Source organism: Serratia sp. CY74737, assembly GCF_052166775.1.
Classification (GTDB): Bacteria; Pseudomonadota; Gammaproteobacteria; order Enterobacterales; family Enterobacteriaceae; genus Serratia; species Serratia ureilytica.
The window spans coordinates 135,200-159,028 of record NZ_JBJNOF010000004.1 but is presented as its reverse complement, the minus strand read 5'-3'; the positions used below and the strand labels follow the sequence as shown (position 1 = coordinate 159,028).

The following is a 23,829-nucleotide window of genomic DNA, read 5'->3' as shown; positions in this document are numbered from 1 at the left end:
TATGGCAATCACCTTATCACGCGGACGTTCCTTTGCCATCGCGCTGGCTCTGCTGGCCACCGGCGGCCTGGCGCAGGCGGCCGACTCGGTACGCGTCGGCTCCAAGATCGATACCGAAGGTTCGCTGCTCGGCAACATCATCGTGCAGGTGCTGGAAGCCAACGGCATCAAAACCACCAACAAACTGCAGCTCGGCACTACCAAGGTGCTGCGCGGCGCCATTACCTCCGGCGAGATCGACATTTACCCGGAGTACACCGGCAACGGCGCGTTTTTCTTCTCCGATGAGAAAGATCCGGCATGGAAGAACGCCCAGGCTGGCTTCGAGAAGGTGAAGCAGCTCGACTACGACAAAAACAAAATCGTCTGGTTGGACGCGGCGCCAGCCAACAATACCTGGACTATCGCCATTCGGCAGGACGTGGCGGACGCCAACCATCTCAAAACGCTGGCGGATCTCGGCAAGTGGATCAACGGCGGGGGCAAGTTCAAGCTGGCGGCCTCGGCGGAGTTTATCGAGCGGCCGGATGCGCTGCCGGCGTTCCAGAACGCCTACGGTTTCAAGCTGAATCAGGATCAGCTGCTGTCATTGGCCGGCGGCGACACGGCGGTGACTATCAAGGCCGCGGCGGAGCAGACCTCCGGCGTCAACGCGGCGATGGCCTACGGCACCGATGGCCCGGTGGCGGCGCTGGGGTTGCAGACGCTGGCGGACCCGAAAGGCGTACAACCCATCTACGCGCCGGCGCCGATCGTGCGCGAAGCGGCGCTGAAAGCGCACGCCAATCTGCCTGAACTGCTGAAACCGGTGTTCGCCTCGTTGGACGGGCCGACGCTGCAAAAGCTCAACGCGCAGATCGCCGTGGAAGGCCAGGACGCCAAACAGGTGGCGGCCGCTTACCTGAAAGAGAAAGGATTTGTTAAGGGATAACGCCGAGGTGCCCCCTCTTGCTACGGGAGAGGGGGAAAACCGATGGCGCCGGAGAGTTTCTTTGACTATTGCCGTAAAACATCGCGTATTGTTAACGCTGTTCGTGCTGTTGCTGCTGGCCGCCTTCGGCCTGCCGTTCCTCAGTTATGCCCCCAATCGTCTGCTGTCGGGTAAAAGCCTGTCCTTATTCTCCCTGTTGCACGGCCCGGCGCTGTGGCTGCTGTTGCCGCTGGCGGCGTTGGCGATCCTCAGCCTGTTGCCGCCGACGCGGGGGCGTGCGCTGTTGACGGCGCTGGCCGCCTGCGGGGTGCTGACGCTGGTCTTTTGGATCGGCGGACAGGCCGCCGAACGCCTGGCGCAGGAGGGATCGCGCCTGGCGCGCACCTCCTGGGGCAGCGGTGCCTGGCTGACGATGGCGCTGAGCCTGCTGATCGCCGCCGACGCCATGACGCGCCTCACCGCGTCGCATCTGCGGCGAATGCTCGGCAACGCGCTGGTGCTGGTGCCGCCGGCGCTGCTGCTGTTCGGCCATCAGCTCGATCAGCTGTCGCTGCTGAAGGAGTACCACAATCGGCAGGAGGTGTTTGACGCCGCGCTGCTGCAGCACCTGACCATTCTGCTGGCGACGATGGCGCCGGCGCTGGCGATCGGCGTGCCGCTCGGGGTGCTGTGTTTTCGCTCCGAGCGCTGGCAGCGGCCGATCTTCTCCGCGCTGAACATTATCCAGACCGTGCCTTCCATCGCGCTGTTCGGCCTGCTGATCGCGCCGCTGGCGGGGCTGGCGGCGGCGGTGCCCTGGCTGGCGGAACACGGCGTCAGCGGCATCGGCATGGCGCCGGCGATCGTGGCGCTGGTGCTGTACGCGCTGTTGCCGTTGGTGCGCAGCGTGGTGGCGGGGCTGCAGAGCGTGCCGGCCGGGGTGATTGAATCCGCCACCGGCATGGGGCTGACGCGCGGGCAGATCTTCCTGCGCGTGCAGCTGCCGTTGGCGTTGCCGCTGTTCCTGACCGGCGTGCGCATCCTGGCGGTGCAAACCGTCGGCATGGCGGTGGTGGCGGCGCTGATCGGCGCCGGCGGCTTTGGCGCCATCGTGTTTCAGGGGCTGCTCAGCAGCGCGCTGGATCTGGTTCTGCTGGGGGTGATCCCGGTGGTCATGATGGCGGTCATCGTCGATTCGCTGTTTAAATTTTGGGTTTCAATCCTGGACGTATCGCGCCGATGATTCACTTTGAGCAAGTCAGCAAAATTTTTCAGGGCAAGCCGGCGGTGGACGATCTCACGCTGCACATCGCCGAGGGCGAATTCACCGTGTTGATCGGCACCTCAGGTTCCGGCAAGTCCACGACATTAAAAATGATCAACCGCCTGATCGAGCACGATCGGGGCAAGATTCTCTTTGCCGGCGAAGAGATCCAGTCGTTTAAACCGCAGGATCTGCGGCGGCGCATGGGTTATGCGATCCAATCGATCGGCCTGTTTCCACATTGGACGGTGGAGGAGAACATCGCCACCGTGCCGCAGCTGCTGAAATGGCCGCGCGCGCGCATTCGCGATCGGGTTACCGAGTTGCTGGAGCTGCTGCACCTGGAACCGGATCTGTTTCGTCGCCGCTATCCGCACCAGCTTTCCGGCGGGCAGCAGCAGCGGGTCGGAGTGGCGCGCGCGCTCGCCGCCGATCCCGAGGTGTTGTTGATGGACGAACCGTTCGGCGCGTTGGATCCGGTCACCCGCGCGGCGCTGCAGGCGGAAATCGCGCGCATTCATCAGATCTCGGGCCGTACCATTGTGCTGGTGACGCACGACATCGACGAGGCGTTGAGCCTGGCGGATCGTCTGGTGCTGCTCGATCAGGGGCGGGTGGTGCAACAGGGCACGCCGCTGACGCTGTTGACCGCCCCGGCCAACGACTTCGTGCGTGACTTCTTCGGGCGCAGCGATCGCGGCATCAAGCTGCTGTCGCTGGGGACGGTGGCGGAGCGGGTGCGGCCCGGTGTCGCCGGGGGCGAACCGATCGCCGCTGCCATGAGCCTGCGCGAGGCGCTGTCGGTGTTCGTGGCGCGCGGCAGCGACTGCCTGCCGGTGGTGGATGAACGGGGCGAAGCGTTGGGGGTTTTGCACTTCCACGATCTGATCGCCGGGCAGGCGCTGTCATGAGCGGGCGTCTCTGGCGCCTGCTGCGCGATCCGCTGCCCTGGACGCTGGCGCTGCTGTTGGCGCTGGTGTTCGGCATGGATCATCTGCGCGGCCTGTTTGCCGCCTGGTTCCCCGATCTGGACCGGCCCATTTATCAGCAGGACAGCTTTATCGCGCTGGTGGGGGCGCACCTGTCGCTGGTGGCGATCTCCAGCCTGATTGCGGTGGTTCTCGGCGTGGCGGCGGGCGTCGCCGTGACCCGACGCGGCGGCCGGGAGTTTCGTTCGCTGCTGGAAACGGTGGTGGCGGTGGGGCAGACCTTCCCGCCGGTGGCGGTGTTGGCGGTGGCGGTGCCGGTGATGGGCTTCAGCGAGCAGCCGGCGATCATCGCGCTGGTGCTGTACGGCTTGCTGCCGATCCTGCAGGGCACGCTGGCGGGCATCGAATCGGTGCCGCCCGCCACGCGCGAGATCGCCCGCGGCGTGGGGATGAGCGCCTGGCAAATACTGTGGCGGGTTGAACTGCCGCTGGCGGCGCCGGTGATTGTCGCCGGGATCCGCACGTCGGTGATCATCAACATCGGCACGGCGGCCATCGCTTCCACCGTCGGTACCAAAACGCTCGGTTCGCCGATCATCATCGGCCTAACCGGGTTTAACACCGCCTATGTGATCCAGGGCGCGGCGGTTGTGGCGTTGTTGGCTATTATCACCGATATGCTGTTCGAACGTTGGGTGCGTTATCTCACCGCCTGGCGTCAGCAGACGCTGGCGGCCACTCCGGCGGGGTAAGGGGGAAATGATGCAGGTGTCTCTACCGATGTACGGCGTTGGCCGGGAGCAGGCCGACGCTTTCTGGCAGGTCTTGCGCGGCAAGCTGCTGCGGCTGGGGCTGCCGGCGGCGCCGGAACGGCTCAGTTGGCCGGACGATTTGGCGCAGCATTGGCGGCGCGAGGATCTCTTGCTCAGCCAAACCTGTGGTTATCCGTTGGTCAGCAGCCTGCCGCAGGTGCAGCTGATCGGAACCTATCATTATCGGGTGGAAGGGTGCGACGGGCCTAATTACCGCAGCTGGCTGGTGGTGCGCGCGGGCGACTCCGGCGAACGGCTGGCGGATTTTCGCGGCCGTACGGTGGCGTATAACAGCACCGATTCCCAGTCCGGCTACAACGGCTTGCGCGCGCTGATCGCGCCGCTGGCGCAGGACGGGAAATTCTTCGGTGCGGCTATCGCCTCCGGGGCGCATTATCAGTCGCTGAAACTGATCCGCAGCGGGCAGGCGGATATCGCCGCCATCGATTCCATCAGCATGGAACTGCTGCGCCGCGCGCAGCCGCAGGCGCTGGAGGGGCTGAAAATCATTGGCCGCACGGCGGCGGTGCCGGGTTTGCCGCTGATCACCGCAGCCGGCACGCCGCCGGAACAGGTGGACATCCTGCGCGCCGGCGCCCGAGCGATGCTGGATGAGGCGGTCAGCGACCGCCTGCTGATCGGCGATTTCAGCCTGGTGCCGCGCTCGGCTTATCAGATTATCACCGTGCTGGAGCAGCAGGCAGCCGCACAGGGCGTAACGGCGCTCTAGCCGCCGTTACAGCAGGCCGCCGCCGTCGATATCGATCACGCTGCCGGTGACGAAACCGTTCTCCATCGCCAGCAGGTAACCCGCTGCGACGTCGGCCGCCTGGCCGATCCGGCCGACCGGTAGACTGACGCTCACGCGCTCGAACAGCGCCTGACGCTGCGCGGCGCCCATGCCGTCGTAGGCTTCGGTGGCGGTGATGCCGGGGCTGACCACGTTCACCCGCCGCGGCGCCAGTTCCTTCGCCAGCTGTTTACCGACCGCTTCCAGCGCGGCGTTGATGCCGGTTTTGATCAACTGACCGCCGAGGTATTTGCGCGACAGCTGGCCGGAGGTCAGGGTGATGGAGCCCTGCGGCGCCAGCGTCGGCAGCGCGGCCTGCACCGCGCGCAAGCTGCCCCAGAATTTGACGTTGAAGTCGGCCTGCGCCTGCTCAAAAGCAGTCTCCGCCAGCGGTTTCGCCTGCACCAGCGGCCCGGCGGTGATCACCAGATGGTCGAAAGCGCCGACGGCGGCAAACAGCGCATGCAGCGACGCTTCATCGGTCAGATCGGCCTGCATCAGATGCAGTGCGTCGTTTTTCTCCCCGGCGTGGGGAAGGCGGCGCGAAGCCAGCACCACTTCAGCGCCGCGCGCCGCCGCTGCGTAGGCCACCGCGGCGCCAATGCCGCTGGTGCCGCCCAGGATCACCAGCTTTTGTCGTTTCAGGGGGGAGTCAGGAATTGTCATGTTAAGGCCTCTTTTTAGGTAAGTTTCAACGGGATCTATCTTTCCTGATTGAAAATCACCTAACAATCGGCCTTGCTGACAAACTCTTATTAATATTTTTTAAAGATCATGCGGCGCTAAAGCGGGCGTTTAGCTTCTGATCCACGATGATTTCGAAATCGGTAAACAGCGCTCGAGGTTTCACTGAACGCCCCTGTTTTTCCAGTGCCACCAGGCCGTGCCCGCTCAGCGTTTTCAGCGTGGTGGACAGATTGCTGACCTGGCGCCCCGACAGTTCGGCCAACTGGCTGATGGTCTCGGGGCGGGCAGTGTCGATCAGACGCAGCAGGGCAATATTCTCGTTGCTGAGCACCTGGGCCAGCGCAATCATTGACGTAAACCACACTTTGGGCTCACGTTCCTGTGGCTGGTATTCCCCTTTTGCGATCGCCAGTGTGCGCTTGCGAATCAGTTCTTCAGGCATCACGCCAATCAGTGCTTTCATCATCAACCTCGGTTTTCTCTCTTGCGTATGACTTCGTCTATCCGGGTAAAAAAATCTTCCACCAACTGATAGGCGGAATGAAACTCGTAGGGTGAGCCTTTGTCCGTCGGGGAGTCATGTTGGTGATCGTAAACGACGCGGCCCGAAAATTTACCTTTGCGGGGTGTTTTAATGGCATGCGCGTTGTCTATGCCAAAAACCCGGGTATTGTGGTTATCATGCAAGGTCAAATTGTAACGGATGCCGTGAGGGATAAAGGCCGTTTGGGTCACCGTCCAAGCCTCGATTTTCCACCAATAGCCATCCTCACGATTGACCCGCGTGCCATGCAGGCTAAGGATGTAGTCCAGTCCGTTGTGTTCATCCATTGATCAAAGCTCCATTTATTATGATTTAATCATAACTGTTGGGCGTTTTATCGTCAATCCGATACGCCGTGAATCCGGCTCTCTAAGAAGGGAAATACATGACCTCATTTGTCGATCTCGAGGTGTTTGTCCGTACGGTGGACGGCGGCAGTTTTTCCGCCGCGGCGCGCGCGCTGGACATGACGCCGGCGGCGGCCAGCATTGCGGTGAAAAGGCTGGAGCAGCAGTTGGGCGCGCGGCTGCTGGTGCGCTCCACCCGCAGCCTGAGGTTAACGGAGGAGGGGGCTCGCTATCTCGACAGCGCGCGCCTGGCACTGGGCGCGTTAGCCGAAGGAGAGCAGGCGATCCGCGAGAAGCATCAGGGGCTGTCCGGGGTGCTGCAGATTTCCGCGCCGTCGGATTTTGGCCGCAATTTGCTGCTCTGCTGGCTGGATGAGTTCCGCCTGCAGCATCCGCATATTCAGCTGCAGCTTCTGATCAACGATCGGCAGGCCGACCTGTTCCGCGAACCGGTAGACGTGGCGTTGCGCTTCGGGCCGCTGGCCGACTCTTCGCTGGTGGCGCTGCCGATCTTGCCGCAGCATCGGCGGTTGATCTGCGCCAGCCCGGATTACCTGCGGCGTCACGGCGCGCCGCAAACGCCGGCCGATCTGGTTCGGCACAGCATTCTGGTGTATCAGCCCAGCGGCAAACGGCAGGTGGAATGGCGGCTGTGGCGCGGTGAGGAGGGGGTCGAAGTGCCGCTGAACGGCAGCTATTTTACCGATGACGGCGAGGTGGCGCGGCGCTGGGCGCTGGCGGGGCACGGAGTGGTGCGCAAGTCGGCGATCGACGTGGTGGCCGACATTCACGCCGGGCGGCTGGTGCAACTGTTGCCGGAATGGCGCAGCGACGCGGTGCCGATCAATCTGGTCTGCCCGCATCGTTCGCAGGTGTCGGAACGCGTCAGGCAGCTGCAGCGCTTTTTACAGCAGCGCTGCCAGCGTTGGATGGACGATCACTTGGCCTGAAGGGTTTCGGTTTGCGCCGGCGTGGCGGCGGTATCCCCGGCAGGCGCGCTTTCTTCGTGCGGGGTGGTGGAACGGGTGTAGATGTTCAGCCCGGCGAGGAATACGCCGCCCAGAGAACCGAAGGCGCACAGGGCGATGACGATGACGAACGCTTTTTTCAGCATAGGAATAATTTCGCAGGTTGCTTGGAACAGCGGGAATTATAGCCCCTTCGCCGGGTGAAACAAGAATCGTTTTTAACGGCGGCCCGCAGACCGCCCTTTGTGATCATCGCCGTTCGCAGTCGATGGCCTGTACGTTGGCCGGGCGGGCGAACAGGTATTTTCCCAGCGTCACCAGCACCACCGCCGCAACGATGATCACCAGCGCCAGCCACTCGCGCGGCGCCAGCGATTCACCGGCAAAACCGATACCGAGCAGCACCGCCACTACCGGGTTGACGTAGGCATAGCTGGTGGCGACCGCCGGGCGCACGTTCTTCAACAAGAACATATAGGCGCTGATCGCCAGCATCGAACCGAAGACGATCAGATAGCCCAGCGCCAGAAAGCCGCCGGTGCTCGGCATCTGAACGAGGCGCTCGCCGCTCAGCTGGCTGGCTGCCAATAACACCACGCCGGCGACCAGCATCTCCGCCGCGCCGGCCATCGGCCCGGCCGGCAGCGAGATGCGCGATCCCAACACCGATCCGAAGGCCCAACTGGCCGACGCCAGCAAAATCAGCAGCGCGCCGGTCGGATTGCCCACCAGGTTGTTGCCGGTATTAAGCAGCACGATGCCCACCAACCCGAACGCGATGCCGGCCCATTCCAGCTTGGTATTGCGCATGCCCCACAGTAGGCTGAAGCAGAGGGTGAACAGCGGCACCGTCGCCACCATCACCGCCGCGATGCCGGACGGCACGTGTTGGTGTTCCGCCACCGTCACCAGGCCGTTGCCCACCGCCAGCAGCAGAATGCCGATGGCGCCGGCGGCCAGCCACTGCTTCGGCGTCGGCAGCGCGTGGCCGCGCCAGGCCAGGAAACTGAACAACACGATGCCGGCTAGCAGAAAGCGAATCCCGGCCATCATCAGCGGCGGCCACTGTTCGACGCCCAGACGAATGACGAAATAGGTGGAACCCCAAACGATATATAACGTGAACAACGCCCCGATCAACGGCAGGACGCTACGGCTTTGTTGGCTAAGCATAGGATTGTATTTTGCGGGAATGATTATTATTAGAATGCTCAGTAAACCCGATCGGGCAACCGATAAGCAATGGCCTGCGGCATTATTTTTCCGGCGGCCGAAAGCCGTCAATGGCCTTGCTGTTTCCACAGCAGCCAACTGACGGCCGGCAGATAAATCGACCAGCCGATGGCCAGCAGCAGCAGCATGAACTCCGGCGGCACGCCGGGCAGCAGGGCGTCCAGTTTCCAGGACACGGCGTAGGCGAAGGGGCCGAGGGCGGCGCCCAATACCGCCAGCGGCCAGGGCGCCGCTCTGACCACGTCCAATAGCCAATACCACCAGCAGCCGAAGCCGATCCACAGCGCGATGGTCCAGAGCGGCAGGCCGTGTTGCCCGCTGTAATGCAGCACGCCGCTGTAGCTCCACAGACCATCCATGCCGATGCCGCCCAAGGCGGCCAGGGCGGCGCCCTTGCGGCGAGCGGCGGGGGTAAAGATCAGCGCCAGCGCCGCACCGGCCAGCAGTATGCCGTTGAGCCGATCGCGAGTCAGCAGCGCCAGCAGCCAGCAGACGCCCAGCCCCAGCGTCGCCAGCCAGAATCCGGCATGCGGCTTCTTCATCGTTCAACTCCCGTGGGGTTACTCTGCCGCCGTGCGCAGCGCGCCGACGGAGGTGTCAGAACGGGCGCGGGGCCCGTTGTTTGCCTGAATATTCGATAATTCAACCTTAGAAGGGAAGGTGCGGGGTGCACAAGCAGAATAATCTGTACCGGTTGAAAACGCGGGCAAAAAACGGTGTTACAAGAGAGAAATCCGGTAGGCGCAGCGGCGAGAGCCGGCCAGAATGTGTTCGGCGCGCTCCACCTGCGCCTGCAGCACTTCGGTGAAGATGCTCAGCTCAGCGCGGCAGAAGCCCTGGCAGACGGTGGCGGCGGCGCAGATCGGGCAGTGGTTTTCCACCAGCAGATAGGCGCCGTCTTCCTCCTGACGCCATTCGGCCATATACCCTTCGCGGCAGCGGATCTCGGTGAGACGCGCCACGCGTTCGCGCAGATCGGTGGCGCCGATCATCGCCTGCTTGTAGTTGATGCGGTTTTCCTGCTCACGGGTCTCGATCAGCAGGTCGATCGCCTGTTCACCCAGCTTGTCGCGCACGGTGCGCAGCAGCTGCACCGTCAGATCCGCATGGGTGTCCGGAAAGCGTGCGTTACCGGCGGCAGTCAAATGCCACAGCTGCACCGGGCGGCCCACGCCGCGCGTTTCCGCGATCGCTTCGACCAGCCCCTCTTTCGCCAGCTTGACGAACTGCTGGCGGGCCGCTTCACCGGTGGTGCCGAGCACTTTTCCTGCGTCTGAGGCTTGCTGCGGGCCGCGGGTCTTCAATAGCGTCAGCAAACGGTCACTGACCGATTGTGCGGTGCTGCCGCCATTTTCCAAGTTTATTCTTGACATATTTCTCCGCCTCGTCCTAACTTATTCCAAGATAACTCTTGTTAAATTTAACGCAATCTCATGACCAACTCAATGCCATTCCTCTGAAAACAGGACAACAACCGTGATAACCCATGATGATAGCCGCTGGAGCGACCTTTTCTCCGGCAAAAATGCGGCCAGTGCGATCGCGCTCTCGCTTGGCGTGGCGCTGCATGCCATCAATATTCTGGTCGCCACCACCATTCTGCCCTCGGTGGTGCAGGATATCGGCGGTCTGGATCTCTATGCCTGGAACACCACGCTGTTCGTGGTGGCGTCGATCCTCGGCTCCGCGCTGTCGGCCCGCTTGCTCAGCGGCTACGGCGCGCGCAACGCCTATCTGGTCGCTTCGCTGTTTTTCATCGCCGGAGCGGGGCTGTGCGCGCTGGCGCCGAGCATGCCGGTGATGCTGATCGGCCGCACGGTGCAGGGGTTCGGCGGCGGGCTGATCTTTGCGCTCTCCTACGCGATGATCAATCTGGTGTTCGAGCAGCGATTGTGGCCGCGCGCCATGGCGCTTATCTCGGCAATGTGGGGCATCGCCACGCTGGTCGGCCCGGCGGTAGGCGGCATTTTCGCCGAGTTGCACGCCTGGCGTTGGGCCTTCGGCATTCTGCTGCCGATCATGGCGCTGTACGCCGCGTTTACCTTCCTGATCCTGCCCAAGGGCCAGGCGCAGCAGGCGGCCGCGCCGCTGCCGACCGCGCAGCTGCTGTTGCTGACCGTGGCGGTGCTGGTGGTGTCCGCCGGCAGCCTGGCGCACAGCGTCTGGATCAACCTGGCGGGCATCGCGCTTTCGCTGGCGCTGATGGCCTGGCTGATGAAGCGCGAGGCGCGCTCGCTCGCGCGCCTGTTGCCGCACGGTGCGCTGCGGCGCGGCTCATCGTTGGCGGCGCTCTATATTACGGTGTCGTTGCTGGTGATCGGCATGACCAGCGAAATCTTCGTGCCCTATTTCCTGCAGTTGCTGCACGGCCAGTCGCCGCTGATCTCCGGCTATATCGCCGCGACCATGGCCGCCGGCTGGACGTTGTCCGAAATCCTCAGTTCCGGCTGGCGCGGGGCGGGCATTCGCCGGGCGATCGTCAGCGGGCCGCTGTTCGTGCTGGTGGGCCTGCTGGCGCTGGCGATCCTGATGCCGACGCCCTCCGGCGGTCACTGGCAGGCGCTGACCCCGATCGTCATCGCGTTGTCGCTGGTGGGATTCGGCATCGGCTTCGGCTGGCCGCATCTGCTGACGCGCATTTTGCAGGTGGCGCCTGAAGCGGACAAAGACATCGCCGGCGCCTCGATCACCACGGTGCAGCTGTTCGCCACCGCATTCGGCGCGGCGCTGGCGGGGATGATCGCCAACCTGGCGGGGCTGAACGATCCGGGCGGCGCGGCGGGCGCGGCATCGGCGGCGCGTTGGCTGTTCCTGGCGTTCGCGCTGGCGCCGCTGCTGGCGGTATTCAGCGCCTGGCGCTGCGCCGCGATCGCGCCGCCGGCCGCCGAGACGGGCAATTTTGTACCCAATCCGTCCTCGCGCGAGTGCTAGAACGCTTCTCCTCATTCGGCGATGTTTGCGGTGATCCTGGCGTTATTCCTGCGCGACATTGTTAAAATTCGCTTGCTATATCTCTAATTTGAGATTATTTCTCTTATATGGGATTTTCAAGCGGAGTGTGAACGGTGGATAACGGTCTGGACAATGCCGACCTGAGGTTGGCGCAGCGGCTGGCGGATTTGCGCCAGCAACGGGCGTGGTCGCTGGAGGAGCTGGCGCAGCGCACCGGCCTCAGTCGGGCGACGCTCTCGCGGGTGGAGCGCGCCGAGACCAGCCCGACGGCGTCGTTGCTGAACCGGCTGTGCGCCGCCTATGGGTTGACCATGTCGCGCCTGCTGAGCGAGATCGAAGACGAGCCGCCGGAGCTGTTGCTGCCGCAGCAGCAACCGGTGTGGGTCGATCGCGCCAGCGGTTTTCACCGTCGCTCCGTTTCTCCCCCCGCTGCGTTGTATAAGGCTGAATTTATCGAAGCCCGGCTTGATGCCGGCGCGCAGATCGATTACGACCTGCCGTCGATTCCGGCGCTGGAGCACCATCTCTGGCTGCTGTCCGGGCAGCTGGAGTTGACGCTGGAAGGGCGCGTTTTCCGGTTATCATCCGGCGACTGCCTGCGCTACCGCCTGTTCGGCGCCTCCCGTTTCCATGTTCCCGGCGATGAGCCGGCCCATTACACCCTCGTTATCTGCAGGCCATAGCCATGATCGAATTGCAACAGTGGGACGCCGGCGCGGCGCAAAGCGCCATTGCCGAATTGGCCGAAATGCTGCACGCCAGCGTGGCGCACGGCGCCAGCATCGGTTTTGTCATGCCTTTCACGCTGACGCAGGCGCAGGCGTTTTGGCAGGGGTTGCTGCCGGCCATCGCGCGGGGAGAGCGTGCGATGCTGGTGGCGCTCGCGAACGGCCGGCCGGTCGGCACCGTGCAGCTGCTGTTGGCGATGCCGGACAACGGCCGCCACCGGGCGGAAGTGGTCAAGCTGATGGTACACCCGCAGGCGCGGCGGCAGGGCGTCGCCCGGCTGTTGATGCAGGAAGTGCAGGCGCTGGCGGCGCGTCATCGCCGCAGCCTGTTAGTACTGGATACCCTGAGCGGCAGCGCGGCGCAGGGGCTGTACCGTCAATTGGGGTTCGAGGCGGCGGGCGACATCCCGCAATACGCCCGCGCCAGCGACGGCGGGGCGTTGGAGGCCACCTGCTATATGTACAAACTGCTGTGAGGGTTAGCGCCCGCGCCAGGCTTTGATCGCCTGCTGGCGCACCTGCAGCTTTTGCTGCGGCGTCAGCTTGTTGTAGTCGCGAGCCAGGCCGCTTTCCCAGTCGCCGTACATCGGGTTGGGCAGCACGATGAATTCGGTGCCGAACTTGGCCTGGTTCTCGCTGACGAACGCCCGGCGCTGCGCATTGTCCTGGTGGTAAGTCGCGGCGCCGAAGTCGTTCAGGTTGTCGCCCGCGTACACCACGATGTCATAGCCGGCTTGTTTGATGGCGTCGAAGCGCGCCTGTTTATTGGCGGTGTCGGTGCTGAGCAGCACGGTTTTTGCCGACAGGCCGGTGAAACCGAGCTTCTGCATGTTGGCCACCGTGGCGGCGTAGTCGCTCTGTTTACGGTTCGACACGTAGAACATGGTCCCCTGATGGGCGTTAACATAGCGGGCGAACGCCACTGCGCCCGGCACCGCGGCGGCCTGTTCGGCCTGCGTCCATTTGGCCCAAGTCGCGCCGTCGTACGGTCTGCCCTGCTGCGCCTGCCAGCCGGAGTAGGCGCTGTTATCCAGCATGGTTTCATCCAGATCGACCACCACCGCCTTTTTACGGCCTGGCGCGGCCCTGGCCTGATCGAAGGCGCGCTGCGCGCTGTTGAACGCCTGATGCGCCAGCGCCTGGTATTCGCCGGACTGTTGGAACCAGTTGACCGCCAGCACCGATTGATCCGCCAACCGCTGCTGGGCCTGCGCGTCGGCGTGCGGCGGCTGCGCGCAACCGGTCAAGGCCAGCAGCGTGACGCCCATCGCCGCGCCGAGGGTGAGTGTGCGTACCTGTTTTCCTGCCATTGTTATCTCTCTTTTTTATTGTGGACTGTCCAGCAGCATATCCATCTCGAACTGACGCAGGGGATCCTGCCGCCAGCCAAGATGCGTAAAGAAGGGGGCGGCCACCTCGGGCACAAAAACGTTGGCGGTCAGCGGCAAAGGGGCGAACTGCGCTTGCAGAGCGGCCAGCAAGGCGCGGGCATGCCCCTGACCGCGATGCTGCGGCGGCACGTAGATCAGGCGCAGCCAGCAGTGCTCGGCGCCGGGCATCACCACGGCATAGGCTTGGCGTTCGAGGGTATAAGCGCGCGGTTTGCCCGGCAGTTTGAACAGCGATTCGGGGGCGATCAGCCAGGGCAGGTCGGTGGCGCCTTCCGCCGTCAGGCGATGGCTGACGGTCAGCGGATCGAACGCCTGCAGCACCGCCTTGCCTGGCGGCACGGCCGCCGGCGCCTGATGGCCGGTCAGGGTGCGCACGATGCGCAGCCCGGCGCGGTGGTACAGCGCCAGCGCGGCTTCGTTGCCTTCGATCACTTCCAGCGACAGCCGATGATCGCCGCGCTGACGGGCATCCGCTACTACCCGTTGCATCAGCGCCTTACCCAGCCCCTGGCCGCGCATCTCGGGGCGTACGGAAAAGGCCGCGATCCGGCTGTGCCGGCCGCGGCGGGCGATCAGCGCCACCGCCACCGGTTCATTGCGATGGGTGACGATCAGGCTGTCGTTCAGGCTGAGATCTTCGGCGCCGAAGCGGGCGGCGAAGGTCGGCCCGTCGAGGACGAAACGCACGATGTAGTTTTCAAAACAGTGGTTGAGGATGTTCGCCAGTTCGTCGCTGCTGTAGCGCACGGCGTTGTGATAGTTAAACCGACCGTCGTTATGCATGGCTGATTCCGCTCGGGGGAAAGCTATACATGTAGACCCGTTTGTTTGGCAAGGCAAGCGGGGGCATTCGCCGACGGGGAAAATAAAAACAAAAAAGCCGGACGCAGCCGCCCGGCGAAATAAAACTCTGGGTATCAAGTGACGCTAAAGTTTGCAGTGGTGGTTATTCATTCATCACATCAGAACTGATAGGTCAGGGCGACGGCAATCACGTTGTCGTCTTTCAGACCCAGCTTATTATTGCTGTCGAGCTGGTTGATTTTATAATCCACATAGGTCGACATGTTCTTGTTGAAATAGTAGTACGCGCCGACGTCGATATATTTCACCAGGTCGGCATCGCCGATGCCTTCAATATCTTTGCCCTTCTGCTGAACGTAGCCCAGCGATGGACGCAGACCGAAGTCGAACTGATATTGCGCAACCAGTTCCAGGCCTTCGGCTTTATTGGCGAAGCCGCTGACGGAAGTGGAGCGGTTATTGATGGTGGCGGTGCCGGAAATTGGCGCGATGTTGCGGCTTTCCGAGTAGGTCGCGGCCAGGTAGACATCGTTGTTGTCATACTTCAGACCGGCGGCCCAGATATCGGCCTTGTCGCCTTTACCGAAGGTGCCCGCTTTCTGACTGGCGGTGCGGTTGGAAGAGGCATAGGCGGCGCCCACGCTCAGGCCGTCGATGATTTCATAGCTGGAGGAAAGACCCCAGCCGTCGCCGTTAGCCTTGCTGGCGGAGCGGCCGTCGTTTTCGTTCTTGCCCTGATACTGGACGGCGAATTTCAGGCCGTCGACCAGACCGAAGAAGTTGTTATTGCGGTAGGTGGCGACGCCGTTGGTGCGGCCGTTCATGAAGTTGTCGGTTTTGACGTACGCGTCGTCGCCGAATTCAGGCAGCATATCCGTCCAGGCGCCGACGTCGTAAATAATGCCGTAGTTGCGACCGTAGTCGAAAGAACCGAGGTCTTTATATTTCAGACCGGCGAAGCCCAGACGCGTTTTAGTGTCTTTGGTGCCGTCGGATTCAGAATGGTTAGCGGCGATCTGATATTCCCACTGGCCGTAACCGGTCAGCATGTCATTAATCTGGGTGGCGCCTTTAAAGCCGATACGGACGTAGGTTTTATCGCCATCGTTGCCGGCATCATCGGAGAAATAATGCAGGGCTTTCACACGACCGTAAAAATCGAGTTTGTTGCCGTCTTTATTGTAGATTTCTGCTGCCTGTGCCGCTTGCGCAAGTAAAAGTGCCGGAATAATAACGGCCAGAAGATTACGTTTCATGGGTTACCCTGCTTTATTCGATTAAAAGACGCTATCATCAGTTGCATTGCTGCTTTACTGTGCCGTCCGGTTGTTGGCGGCGGAGAATTTTTACCGTAGTAATGTGATCTATTTATGACAAAAAATTCATTTTCATGTCGAACGATTAAAAAAGTCGCGCAAAGGGTGAATTTTTTCTGCAACCGACGGTCGGCGGCTGGTCTACAGTTACCGATAGCCTGATCGGTTTCCGGAGGAATCATGCACGATACTTATACATTGTTCGGTACGCAGGGGTGTGGCTCGACCATCGTGGCCGCCGCGTTGGTGCTGACCGCGTTCCCCTGGGGCTACGAGGAAGTGGATTACACCCAGGAGGGCCCGGATCGGGATCGCCTGTTGGCGTTGAACCCGCTCGGCCAGGTCCCCACTCTGGTGCTGCCTGATGACGAAGTGATGACGGAGAGCGCGGCGATTATCCTGCTGCTGCACGATCGCGCGCCGCACGCCGAATTGGCGCCGCCCGGCGGCTCGCCGCTGTTGCCGCGCTTTTTGCGCTGGCTGTTGTTCATCAACGCGGAGATTTATCCCACTTTCACCTACGCCGACCATCCGCAGCGCTGGCAGCCGAAAACGGAAGGGGCGGAACAGCTGAAAAACGCAGTGATGAGCTATCGCGAGCGTTTATTGCGGCAGTTGAACGCCGCCGCCGGCGCCGCCGGCCCGTGGTTTCTCGGCAAGAGCTTCAGCGCGCTGGACCTGTACGTGGCGGTGATGTGCAACTGGCGGCCGGGGCGCGCGTGGTTCCGGCAACACTGCCCGCGGCTTTACGCCATCGCCGAACGGGTGGAGCAGCGGCCGGAGCTGAATGCGCTGCTGAGCGCCCATTTCGACGGCGTTGCGCCGCTGGAATCGTAATATCTCCCCGCCGTCGGCGGGGAACCCTCCCGTTTTTCTGAACCGAGACTGCCGAAAATCCCGATTTTCACACGCCTCGTCGGCGGGTAGCGTAAGGCTATCTGCAACTGACAGGAGAGTGTGATGCAATCAGAATCCCGGGCCGGACAACAGGCGTTCGGCGATATCGCCCCCAAGCTGGCGCAGCTCAGCGACAGCGTCTTGTTTGACGATGTCTGGCAGCGGCCAGAACTGAGCCCGCGCGAGCGCAGCTTGATCACCGTCGCCGCGCTGGTGGCGCTCAACCGCCTGGAGCAACTGCCGTTTCACCTGCAGCTGGCGCAGCGCAACGGCGTGGCGCATCAGCAGCTGGCTGAGCTCATCACCCATCTGGCGTTTTACGCCGGCTGGCCCGCGGCGTCGTCGGCCGTGGCGCGCTTGCGCGAGCTGGAACCGGAGGCGCCCCATGCCGTTTAGCCGCATCGCCCTGCATCAGGGCAAATCCACCGACTACCTGCAAACCTTGTCCGACAGCCTGCATCAGGCGCTGGTGGAGGCCTTCGAGGTGCCGCCGGCGGACAGGTTTCAGGCGATCGATCAATACCGCCCCGGTGAGCTTATCTACGATCGCGATTATCTCGGCGGGCCGCGCAGCGCGGATTTCGTGCTGTTTTACATCACCGCCGGGCGGCCGCGCGACAGCGACACCAAGCGGCGTTTTTACCGGCGGTTGGCGACGCTGCTGGCGGAGAACCTGCGGCTGAACCCCGAGGATGTGATGGTGGTGATCGCCACCACCCAGTTGGACGAATGGTCGTTCGGCGCCGGACGCGCCTCGATGATCGATCCGCAGGCGTAACTCGGGCTGACGCCGCCGGCGGTCTGTGGGACAATAGCGCCATCATTTCGTTTAGATAAGAGTTGAATGGCGCTCTCCTCCGCAGTTAAAGATCAGATTGGCCAGTGGTACAAAGCCCTGCAGCAGCAAATACCGGATTTCATTTCCCGCGCGCCCCAGCGTCAGATGATCGCCGAGGTGGCGAAGACGCTGGCCGGCGACTACCCGCGCCATCTGGCGATCGAGGCGCCGACCGGCGTCGGCAAAACGCTGTCTTACCTGATACCGGGCATCGCCGTCGGGCGGGCGGAGAGCAAACCGCTGGTGGTCAGCACCGCCAACGTGGCGCTGCAGGATCAGATCTACAGCAAGGATTTGCCGCTGCTGAAGAAGATTATTCCCGATCTGAAATTCACCGGCGCCTTTGGCCGCGGGCGTTACGTCTGCCCGCGCAACCTGGCGGCGATGAGCACCGACGTTAGCCAACAGGGCGATCTGACGCTGTTTCTCGACGACGAGCTGGCGCCGTCCAGCGGTGAAGAGCAGGCGCTGTGTCAGAAACTGACCAAGGCGCTGGCCCGCTTTGAGTGGGATGGGCTGCGCGATCACTATCAGCAGAGCATCGACGATCCGCTGTGGGCCAAGCTGAGCACCGACAAGGCCAACTGTCTGGGGCGCAACTGTCACTACATTCGCGAATGCCCGTTCTATATCGCCCGCAAAGAGATCGAGAGCGCCGACGTGGTGGTGGCCAACCACGCGCTGGTGATGGCGGCGCTGGAGACGGAATCGGTGCTGCCGAACCCGAAAGAGCTGCTGCTGGTGCTGGACGAAGGCCACCATTTGCCGGAGGTGGCGCGCGATGCGCTGGAGATCGACGGGGAAATCACTGCGCTGTCGACCAACCTGCAGCTGGACATGATCGTGCGCCAGGTCGAACAGTGCATGACGCAGTACCGGCCGAAGAACCCGCCGGGGCTGGCCAACAGCGAACGGCTGAAAAACCATTGCGAGGAGCTACGCGAGCTGGTGCAGATCTTCGAGCATCAGGTCAGCGCCTATCTGCCCGGCGATAGCGTGGCGGCCGAGCACCGTTTTGAAATGGGCGAGCTGCCCGCGGAGATGGTGGAGAGCTGCGCACGGCTGTTCAAACTGACCGATGCGCTGCGCGGGCTGGCGGAGTTCGTGCTTAACGATCTTACCGAACAGACCGGCAAGCACGACATCATGCGTCTGCACCGCTCGATCATTCAGATGAGCCGCACGCTGGGCTATCTGGAGGCGATGAGCAAGCTGTGGCGGCTGGCGGCGCTCGACAAGTCGTCCAACGCGCCGATCTCCAAATGGGTCACGCGCGAACTGCGCGATAACGTCACCCATCTGTATTTGCACTGCGTCGGCATTCGCGTCAGCGATCAGCTGGAAAAGCTGCTGTGGCGCAAGGTGCCGCACGTGGTGGTCACCTCGGCCACGCTGCGTTCACTGAACAGCTTCGCGCGTTTGCAAGAGATGAGCGGGCTGAGCGAGAAGGCCGGCGATCGCTTCGAAACGCTCTCATCGCCGTTCAATCACGTCGAACAGGGCAAGATTGTCATTCCGCAGATGCGCTATGAACCGGCGCTCGCCAATGAGGCGGAGCACCTTGAGGAAATGGCGCGGTTTTTCCGCGCCGAGCAGGCGAGCGGCAAGCACAAAGGCATGCTGATCCTGTTCAGCAGCCACCGGGCGATGCAGACTTTCCTCAGCTACGTGACCGATCTGCGGCTGATGCTGCTGGTGCAGGGCGACCAGCCGCGCTACCGGCTGGTGGAAGAGCACCGCAAGCGGGTGGAGAAGGGCGTCGCCAGCGTGCTGGTGGGGCTGCAATCGTTCGCCGAAGGGCTGGATCTGAAAGGCGAACTGCTGACCCAGGTGCATATTCACAAAATCGCGTTTCCGCCGATCGACAGCCCGGTGATCATCACCGAAGGCGAGTGGCTGAAATCGCTGAAGCGTTATCCGTTCGAAGTGCAGAGCCTGCCGAGCGCCTCGTTCAACCTGATCCAGCAGGTCGGCCGCCTGATCCGCAGCAACCAATGTTACGGCGAGATCGTGATCTACGATCGCCGGCTGTTGACCAAAAACTACGGTTCGCGGCTGTTGGCGTCGTTGCCGGTGTTCCCGATTGAGCAGCGCGCGGTGCCGGAGGCCGACAAGGCGCATCTGGCGGCGCTGAAATCCGCCGCCGACGCGACTAAAAAAGAGAAGAAGCGCGGCAACCCGTTCGCCCGCAAACGGCGGCGTTGATCAGAGCAGCGGCGGCAGGCGGCGCTTGACCGGCGTGGTTTTCACGATCGAGGTGTTGCTCTGCGCGTGCTCGGCCAGCCGATCGAGGGTGTGGTCGAGCTGTTCCATCGAGTGCGCCACCAGCCGCACGATAAAGCAGTCTTCGCCGGTCACCTTATCGCATTCGACCACTTCCGGGATCGTCTGAATCAGCTGTTCGACCTTCTTCAGCATGCCCGGCAGCGGCTTGATGCGCACCAGCGACTGAAAGGCGTAACCCACCGCCTGCAGATTGACGTTCAGGGTATAGCCCTGGATCACGCCGCTTTCCTCCAGCCGCCGCAGTCTTTCCGAGGTGCTCGGCGACGACAGGCCCACCTGCGCGCTCAGCGTCTTCAACGATGCGCGCGCATCTTCCGCCAGAATGGTCAGGATTTGGCGATCGATATCATCCATAACGCCTCCGTTAGGTGTTTTCTTGATTGTAGCTGCGAGAAAAAGGCAGTTAAGCATATCTGCCTTTTTTATGCTATGGAAAGCCTCCCTGCGAAGCCGCAAGCTATGCCTCTGGGCAAGCTTTGAGGAACGCAGAATGAATGCAGAGATAAAACGCGGCTCGCTGGAGATGGCGGCGGCGATGCTGATTTCCGGCTCCATCGGCTGGTTTGTGCTGATGTCCGGCCAGCCGGTTATCAACGTGGTGTTTTGGCGCTGCGCGGTGGGGGCGCTGGTGCTGCTGGCGGTGTGCGGCGCGCTGGGCCAGCTGCGCCGCGATGCGCTGACGCGCGCCACGCTGCTGCTGGCGATCGCCGGCGGCGTCGCGCTGGTGATCAACTGGCTGCTGCTGTTCGCCGCCTATTCCTATGCCTCTATCTCCATCGCCACCGCGGTGTACAACACCCAGCCGTTTATGCTGGTGGGGCTGGGGGCGCTGTTTCTGGGGGAACGGCTGTCCGCCCGCAAGCTGCTGTGGCTGGGCTTGGCGTTCGGCGGCATGATGCTGGTGGTGCTGGCGCAGCCGCGGCAGGCGGGGGAGCAGAGCCATTATCTGGCGGGCATCGCGCTGGCGCTCGGCGCGGCGTTTTTCTACGCCCTGATGGCGCTGGCGGCCAAGCGGCTGAAGGGCACGCCGCCCCATCTTATTGCGCTGATCCAGGTAACGGTGGGGGCGGTGATGCTGCTGCCGCTGGTGGATTTTCATGCGTCGGCCAGCGTGGGGCAGTGGGGGATGCTGGCGACGCTCGGCGTGTTGCATACCGGCCTGATGTACGTGCTGATGTACGGCGCCCTGCAGAAGCTGCCGACCCACCTGATCGGCTCGCTGTCGTTCATCTACCCGATCGCCGCCATGCTGGTGGATCGCCTGGCGTTTGGCCACCGGCTGTCGGCATGGCAACTGCTGGGGACGGCGATCATCCTGCTGGCGGCGGCGGGCATGAACCTGCTGGGCGAGCGGCGAGCGCGACTGCTGCCGGCCTCGGACGGCCGGCGCGCCGGCTGATGCTCAGTTCGGTTTTTTCAGCCGACGCCATAACGTGGTGCGGCTGATCCCGAGCAACCGGGCGGCGGCGGCGTGGTCGCCTCCACACCGCGCCAGGGCTTCGTGGGCGGAGATGGGCGCCGCCTGCGTCTCGGGCGGCGAGACCGCCGCCAGCTCCGGCAGCAGCCACTGCAGGGTCTCGCCGCTCGGTGCGACGCCGGTGCTCAGCATCAGCGCCACCCGCTCCATCATGTTGCGCAGCTCGCGCAGGTTGCCGGGCCAGGCGTAATGACCCAGCGCGGCGTAACACCCGGCCAGGGCGGCGCGCAGCGGCTCCGTCAGCGGCACGTCGAGCGCCGCCAGCGACTGTTTCAGAAAGTGTTCCGCCAGCATCGCGATATCGTCGCCGCGCGCCCGCAATGGCGGCAGCTGCAGCCGCAGGGCGCTCAGGCGGTAAAACAGATCGGCGCGAAAATCGCCCTGTTGAATCGCCTGCTCCAGGCGGGTGTGGGTGGCGCTGATGACGCGAAAGTCGACCTTTACCGGCTGTTGCCCGCCGACCCGAGTGATGGTTTTTTCTTCCAGCGCCCGCAGCAGCCGGGTTTGCAGATGCAGCGGCATTTCGCCGATCTCATCCAGAAACAGGGTGCCACCGTTGGCGGTTTCCAGCAGCCCGCGTCGGCCGCCGCGCCGTGAGCCGGTAAAGGCGCCTTCCTCATAGCCGAACAGCTCCGCCTCCAGCAGCGATTCGGCGATGGCGCCGCAGTTGATGGCGACGAACGGCGGCGTCGCGCCCCTGGACGGCGCGCCGCGCCGGGAAAAGTATTCGCGGTGGATCGCCTGCGCCGCCAGCTCTTTGCCAGTGCCGGTTTCGCCTTCAATCAACACCGCCGCCGGCGAGCGGGCGTACAGCATGATGGTGCGCCGGGTCTGTTCCATCTGCGGGGAATCGCCCTGTAAATCGCTCAGCCCATAGCGCGGCTGCAGGGTATCGCGCGCGGCGTAATCGCCGCCGCGCTTGGCGCCGCCCAGCATCAGGCGCGTTACGTCCAGCGCATCGCTGAAGGCGGCGCGCAGGGTGGCGGCGGAATAGAGGAAAATGGCGGTGAGCCCGGCTTCTTCCGCCAGATCGCTGATGAGGCCGGCGCCGACCACCGCCTGAATGCCGGCGGCTTTCAGCTCGGCGATCTGGCCGCGCGCGTCCTCTTCGGTGACGTAACTGCGCTGCTCCAGCGGCAGATCGAAGGTTTGCTGGAACTCCATTAGCGCGGGCAGGGGCGTTTTATAGGTGATGACGCCGATCCGATCGGCGGTTCTGCGCGCCTGGCTCAGCGCCTGCAGCAGGTCGAAGCCGCCGGGCTTGACCAAAATGACCGGCACCGACAGGCGGCTTTTCAGATAAGCGCCGTTGGAGCCGGCGGCGATGATGGCGTCGCAAGGCTCGCTAGCCAGGCGAGCGCGGATATGCTGCACCGCCTCCTCGAAGCCGAGGCGGATCGGGATGATGGTCGCCAGGTGGTCGAACTCGAGACTGATATCCCGGAACAGATCGAACAGACGGGTGATGGAGACGGTCCAGATCACCGGTTTGTCCGGCGTGACGTGATCGCTCATGGTGGGTTACCGAATGGAAGTGGCTGCATTAGGTGTAGCCCGGTTTCAGTGATGTTTCAAATTTACTGCGTGAAACAACGATTGAAACGTTATCTGAAACGTTTTTTACCCCTTTGCCAGGCCAATGGCGCTGAATATGTTGTAACTCACTTATTTTTATCGCGTTTAATTTTTTCCTCACCGAAGTACAACCTGGCCCGCCCCTTGCTCTGTCTGTTTCATCTGGCTAATCGGAGAAAACGTCATGACGCTGCGCTCACCCGGGCTCGCCTTTCGTCAGGCCCTGAGTAAAGAAAAACCCCTGCAAATCGCCGGCGCGATCAACGCCAACCATGCGCTGCTGGCCCAGCGGGCGGGGTTCCAGGCCATCTACCTTTCCGGCGGCGGCGTGGCGGCCGGTTCGCTGGGGCTGCCGGATCTGGGCATTTCGACCCTGGACGATGTGCTGACCGACATTCGCCGCATCACCGATGTCTGCCCGCTGCCGCTGCTGGTAGATGTCGACAGCGGTTTCGGCGCATCGGCGTTCAACGTCGCCCGCACGGTGCGTTCGGTGAGCAAGGCCGGGGCGGCGGCGCTGCATATCGAAGATCAGGTCGGCGCCAAGCGCTGCGGCCATCGGCCCAATAAGGCCATCGTCTCCACCGAAGAGATGGTGGATCGCATCAAGGCGGCGGTAGATGCGCGCAGCGATCCGGACTTCGTGATCATGGCGCGCACCGATGCGCTGGCGGTGGAGGGGCTGGAGGCGGCCATCGAGCGCGCTCAGGCTTACGTGGCGGCCGGGGCCGACATGCTGTTCCCGGAAGCGATTACCGAGCTGGGCATGTATCGCCGTTTCGCCGAGGCGACGCAGGTGCCGATCCTGGCCAATATCACCGAGTTCGGCGCGACGCCGCTGTTTACCACCGACGAGCTGCGCAGTGCCCAGGTGGATATGGCGCTGTATCCGCTGTCGGCCTTCCGGGCGATGAATCGCGCGGCGGAGCGGGTGTACCGCGCCCTGCGCGAAGAGGGCACGCAGAAAAACGTCATCGACACCATGCAGACCCGCAACGAGCTGTATGAAAGCATCAACTACTATTTGTTCGAAGAGAAACTCGACGCTCTGTTCGCTCGCCAACGCGACGAATAAGCGCCA

Annotated in this window: 27 protein-coding genes; 15 read left to right on the top strand and 12 right to left on the bottom strand. The window is 63.1% G+C overall.

All coding sequences use genetic code 11. The features are described from left to right. The first annotated feature begins 1 nt into the window (after window position 1). The 5 genes from osmF (at window position 2) to ACJ8PE_RS06930 (ending at window position 4,645) form a co-directional block, all read left to right on the top strand. Complete coding sequence (gene osmF / locus ACJ8PE_RS06950; RefSeq protein WP_033650522.1) at window positions 2-931, top strand: glycine betaine ABC transporter substrate-binding protein OsmF; 930 nt, start codon at window positions 2-4, stop codon at window positions 929-931. A 61-nt stretch (window positions 932-992) separates the two neighbouring features. Beyond that, complete coding sequence (locus ACJ8PE_RS06945) at window positions 993-2,153, top strand: ABC transporter permease (RefSeq protein ID WP_072628081.1); 1,161 nt, start codon at window positions 993-995, stop codon at window positions 2,151-2,153. Further along, on the top strand, window positions 2,150-3,085 hold the full coding sequence (locus ACJ8PE_RS06940) for an ABC transporter ATP-binding protein (RefSeq protein WP_047572208.1): 936 nt from the start codon (window positions 2,150-2,152) through the stop codon (window positions 3,083-3,085). The genes ACJ8PE_RS06945 and ACJ8PE_RS06940 overlap by 4 nt, the downstream gene beginning before the upstream one ends. Then, entirely contained in the window at window positions 3,082-3,855 is a 774-nt protein-coding gene (locus ACJ8PE_RS06935) for an ABC transporter permease (RefSeq protein WP_404769002.1), read from the top strand. The genes ACJ8PE_RS06940 and ACJ8PE_RS06935 overlap by 4 nt, the downstream gene beginning before the upstream one ends. A 28-nt stretch (window positions 3,856-3,883) precedes the next feature. Further along, window positions 3,884-4,645, top strand: coding sequence for a phosphate/phosphite/phosphonate ABC transporter substrate-binding protein (locus ACJ8PE_RS06930; RefSeq protein ID WP_080273377.1), 762 nt, complete (start codon window positions 3,884-3,886; stop codon window positions 4,643-4,645). Between the two features lie 6 nt (window positions 4,646-4,651). Here ACJ8PE_RS06930 and ACJ8PE_RS06925 read toward each other — a convergent pair whose 3' ends face one another. From ACJ8PE_RS06925 to ACJ8PE_RS06915, 3 genes are all read right to left on the bottom strand, one after another. Then, on the bottom strand, window positions 4,652-5,371 hold the full coding sequence (locus ACJ8PE_RS06925; protein ID WP_116286529.1) for an SDR family oxidoreductase: 720 nt from the start codon (window positions 5,369-5,371) through the stop codon (window positions 4,652-4,654). A gap of 106 nt (window positions 5,372-5,477) precedes the next feature. Continuing rightward, a complete protein-coding gene (locus ACJ8PE_RS06920) occupies window positions 5,478-5,858 on the bottom strand; it encodes an HVO_A0114 family putative DNA-binding protein (protein WP_004939357.1) in 381 nt (126 codons plus the stop codon). Then, on the bottom strand, window positions 5,858-6,223 hold the full coding sequence (locus ACJ8PE_RS06915) for a DUF6516 family protein (RefSeq protein WP_004939355.1): 366 nt from the start codon (window positions 6,221-6,223) through the stop codon (window positions 5,858-5,860). Before ACJ8PE_RS06915 ends, ACJ8PE_RS06920 begins: the two co-directional genes overlap by 1 nt. Window positions 6,224-6,321: 98 nt before the next feature. Here ACJ8PE_RS06915 and ACJ8PE_RS06910 point away from each other — a divergent pair, with 98 nt between their 5' ends. Beyond that, complete coding sequence (locus ACJ8PE_RS06910) at window positions 6,322-7,233, top strand: LysR family transcriptional regulator (RefSeq protein WP_047572204.1); 912 nt, start codon at window positions 6,322-6,324, stop codon at window positions 7,231-7,233. Here the strand turns inward: ACJ8PE_RS06910 and ACJ8PE_RS06905 are convergent. The 4 genes from ACJ8PE_RS06905 to ACJ8PE_RS06890 all read right to left on the bottom strand — a co-directional run bounded on the left by ACJ8PE_RS06905 (window position 7,221) and on the right by ACJ8PE_RS06890 (window position 9,857). Further along, a complete protein-coding gene (locus ACJ8PE_RS06905) occupies window positions 7,221-7,397 on the bottom strand; it encodes a hypothetical protein (RefSeq protein WP_004939348.1) in 177 nt (58 codons plus the stop codon). The two genes, ACJ8PE_RS06910 and ACJ8PE_RS06905, sit on opposite strands and share 13 nt — an antisense overlap. 103 nt (window positions 7,398-7,500) lie before the next feature. Continuing rightward, complete coding sequence (gene yedA / locus ACJ8PE_RS06900; RefSeq protein WP_442536733.1) at window positions 7,501-8,424, bottom strand: drug/metabolite exporter YedA; 924 nt, start codon at window positions 8,422-8,424, stop codon at window positions 7,501-7,503. 107 nt (window positions 8,425-8,531) lie between these two features. Next, window positions 8,532-9,026 (bottom strand): DUF2878 domain-containing protein, encoded by a 495-nt coding sequence (locus tag ACJ8PE_RS06895; RefSeq protein ID WP_197793158.1) that lies wholly within the window; start codon window positions 9,024-9,026, stop codon window positions 8,532-8,534. Window positions 9,027-9,203: 177 nt separating this feature from the next. After that, window positions 9,204-9,857, bottom strand: coding sequence for a helix-turn-helix transcriptional regulator (locus tag ACJ8PE_RS06890; protein WP_033642364.1), 654 nt, complete (start codon window positions 9,855-9,857; stop codon window positions 9,204-9,206). A gap of 103 nt (window positions 9,858-9,960) precedes the next feature. Between ACJ8PE_RS06890 and ACJ8PE_RS06885 the strand changes: the two genes are divergently transcribed. The 3 genes from ACJ8PE_RS06885 (at window position 9,961) to ACJ8PE_RS06875 (ending at window position 12,640) form a co-directional block, all read left to right on the top strand. Then, entirely contained in the window at window positions 9,961-11,415 is a 1,455-nt protein-coding gene (locus ACJ8PE_RS06885) for an MFS transporter (protein WP_197793157.1), read from the top strand. A gap of 134 nt (window positions 11,416-11,549) precedes the next feature. Next, window positions 11,550-12,119, top strand: coding sequence for a helix-turn-helix domain-containing protein (locus ACJ8PE_RS06880; RefSeq protein WP_442536732.1), 570 nt, complete (start codon window positions 11,550-11,552; stop codon window positions 12,117-12,119). A 2-nt stretch (window positions 12,120-12,121) separates the two neighbouring features. Continuing rightward, complete coding sequence (locus ACJ8PE_RS06875; protein WP_033642367.1) at window positions 12,122-12,640, top strand: GNAT family N-acetyltransferase; 519 nt, start codon at window positions 12,122-12,124, stop codon at window positions 12,638-12,640. A 3-nt stretch (window positions 12,641-12,643) separates the two neighbouring features. On the opposite strand, the gene ACJ8PE_RS06870 is transcribed toward ACJ8PE_RS06875, so the two are convergent. The 3 genes from ACJ8PE_RS06870 to ompC all read right to left on the bottom strand — a co-directional run bounded on the left by ACJ8PE_RS06870 (window position 12,644) and on the right by ompC (window position 15,615). Then, complete coding sequence (locus ACJ8PE_RS06870) at window positions 12,644-13,474, bottom strand: 5'-nucleotidase, lipoprotein e(P4) family (RefSeq protein WP_197751784.1); 831 nt, start codon at window positions 13,472-13,474, stop codon at window positions 12,644-12,646. Between the two features lie 15 nt (window positions 13,475-13,489). Continuing rightward, complete coding sequence (locus ACJ8PE_RS06865) at window positions 13,490-14,338, bottom strand: GNAT family N-acetyltransferase (protein WP_197793156.1); 849 nt, start codon at window positions 14,336-14,338, stop codon at window positions 13,490-13,492. Window positions 14,339-14,517: 179 nt separating this feature from the next. After that, window positions 14,518-15,615 (bottom strand): porin OmpC, encoded by a 1,098-nt coding sequence (gene ompC / locus ACJ8PE_RS06860; RefSeq protein ID WP_033650535.1) that lies wholly within the window; start codon window positions 15,613-15,615, stop codon window positions 14,518-14,520. Between the two features lie 240 nt (window positions 15,616-15,855). On the opposite strand from ompC, the gene ACJ8PE_RS06855 reads away from it, so the two are divergent. The 4 genes from ACJ8PE_RS06855 (at window position 15,856) to dinG (ending at window position 19,615) form a co-directional block, all read left to right on the top strand. After that, window positions 15,856-16,512, top strand: coding sequence for a glutathione S-transferase family protein (locus ACJ8PE_RS06855; RefSeq protein ID WP_197760104.1), 657 nt, complete (start codon window positions 15,856-15,858; stop codon window positions 16,510-16,512). 123 nt (window positions 16,513-16,635) lie between these two features. Then, window positions 16,636-16,968, top strand: coding sequence for a carboxymuconolactone decarboxylase family protein (locus ACJ8PE_RS06850; protein ID WP_197793155.1), 333 nt, complete (start codon window positions 16,636-16,638; stop codon window positions 16,966-16,968). Then, complete coding sequence (locus tag ACJ8PE_RS06845; RefSeq protein ID WP_197793154.1) at window positions 16,958-17,350, top strand: tautomerase family protein; 393 nt, start codon at window positions 16,958-16,960, stop codon at window positions 17,348-17,350. The genes ACJ8PE_RS06850 and ACJ8PE_RS06845 overlap by 11 nt, the downstream gene beginning before the upstream one ends. Window positions 17,351-17,416: 66 nt before the next feature. Beyond that, window positions 17,417-19,615, top strand: a complete 2,199-nt coding sequence (gene dinG / locus ACJ8PE_RS06840; RefSeq protein WP_046896922.1) for an ATP-dependent DNA helicase DinG — start codon at window positions 17,417-17,419, stop codon at window positions 19,613-19,615. On the opposite strand, the gene ACJ8PE_RS06835 is transcribed toward dinG, so the two are convergent. Beyond that, on the bottom strand, window positions 19,616-20,050 hold the full coding sequence (locus ACJ8PE_RS06835; protein ID WP_089196777.1) for an Lrp/AsnC family transcriptional regulator: 435 nt from the start codon (window positions 20,048-20,050) through the stop codon (window positions 19,616-19,618). 136 nt (window positions 20,051-20,186) lie between these two features. Here ACJ8PE_RS06835 and ACJ8PE_RS06830 point away from each other — a divergent pair, with 136 nt between their 5' ends. Further along, on the top strand, window positions 20,187-21,095 hold the full coding sequence (locus tag ACJ8PE_RS06830) for a DMT family transporter (protein ID WP_404769003.1): 909 nt from the start codon (window positions 20,187-20,189) through the stop codon (window positions 21,093-21,095). Window positions 21,096-21,098: 3 nt separating this feature from the next. Here ACJ8PE_RS06830 and prpR read toward each other — a convergent pair whose 3' ends face one another. After that, entirely contained in the window at window positions 21,099-22,688 is a 1,590-nt protein-coding gene (gene prpR / locus ACJ8PE_RS06825) for a propionate catabolism operon regulatory protein PrpR (protein ID WP_197795441.1), read from the bottom strand. 244 nt (window positions 22,689-22,932) lie between these two features. Here prpR and prpB point away from each other — a divergent pair, with 244 nt between their 5' ends. Beyond that, entirely contained in the window at window positions 22,933-23,823 is an 891-nt protein-coding gene (gene prpB, locus ACJ8PE_RS06820) for a methylisocitrate lyase (protein ID WP_197760110.1), read from the top strand. Window positions 23,824-23,829 lie beyond the last annotated feature (6 nt).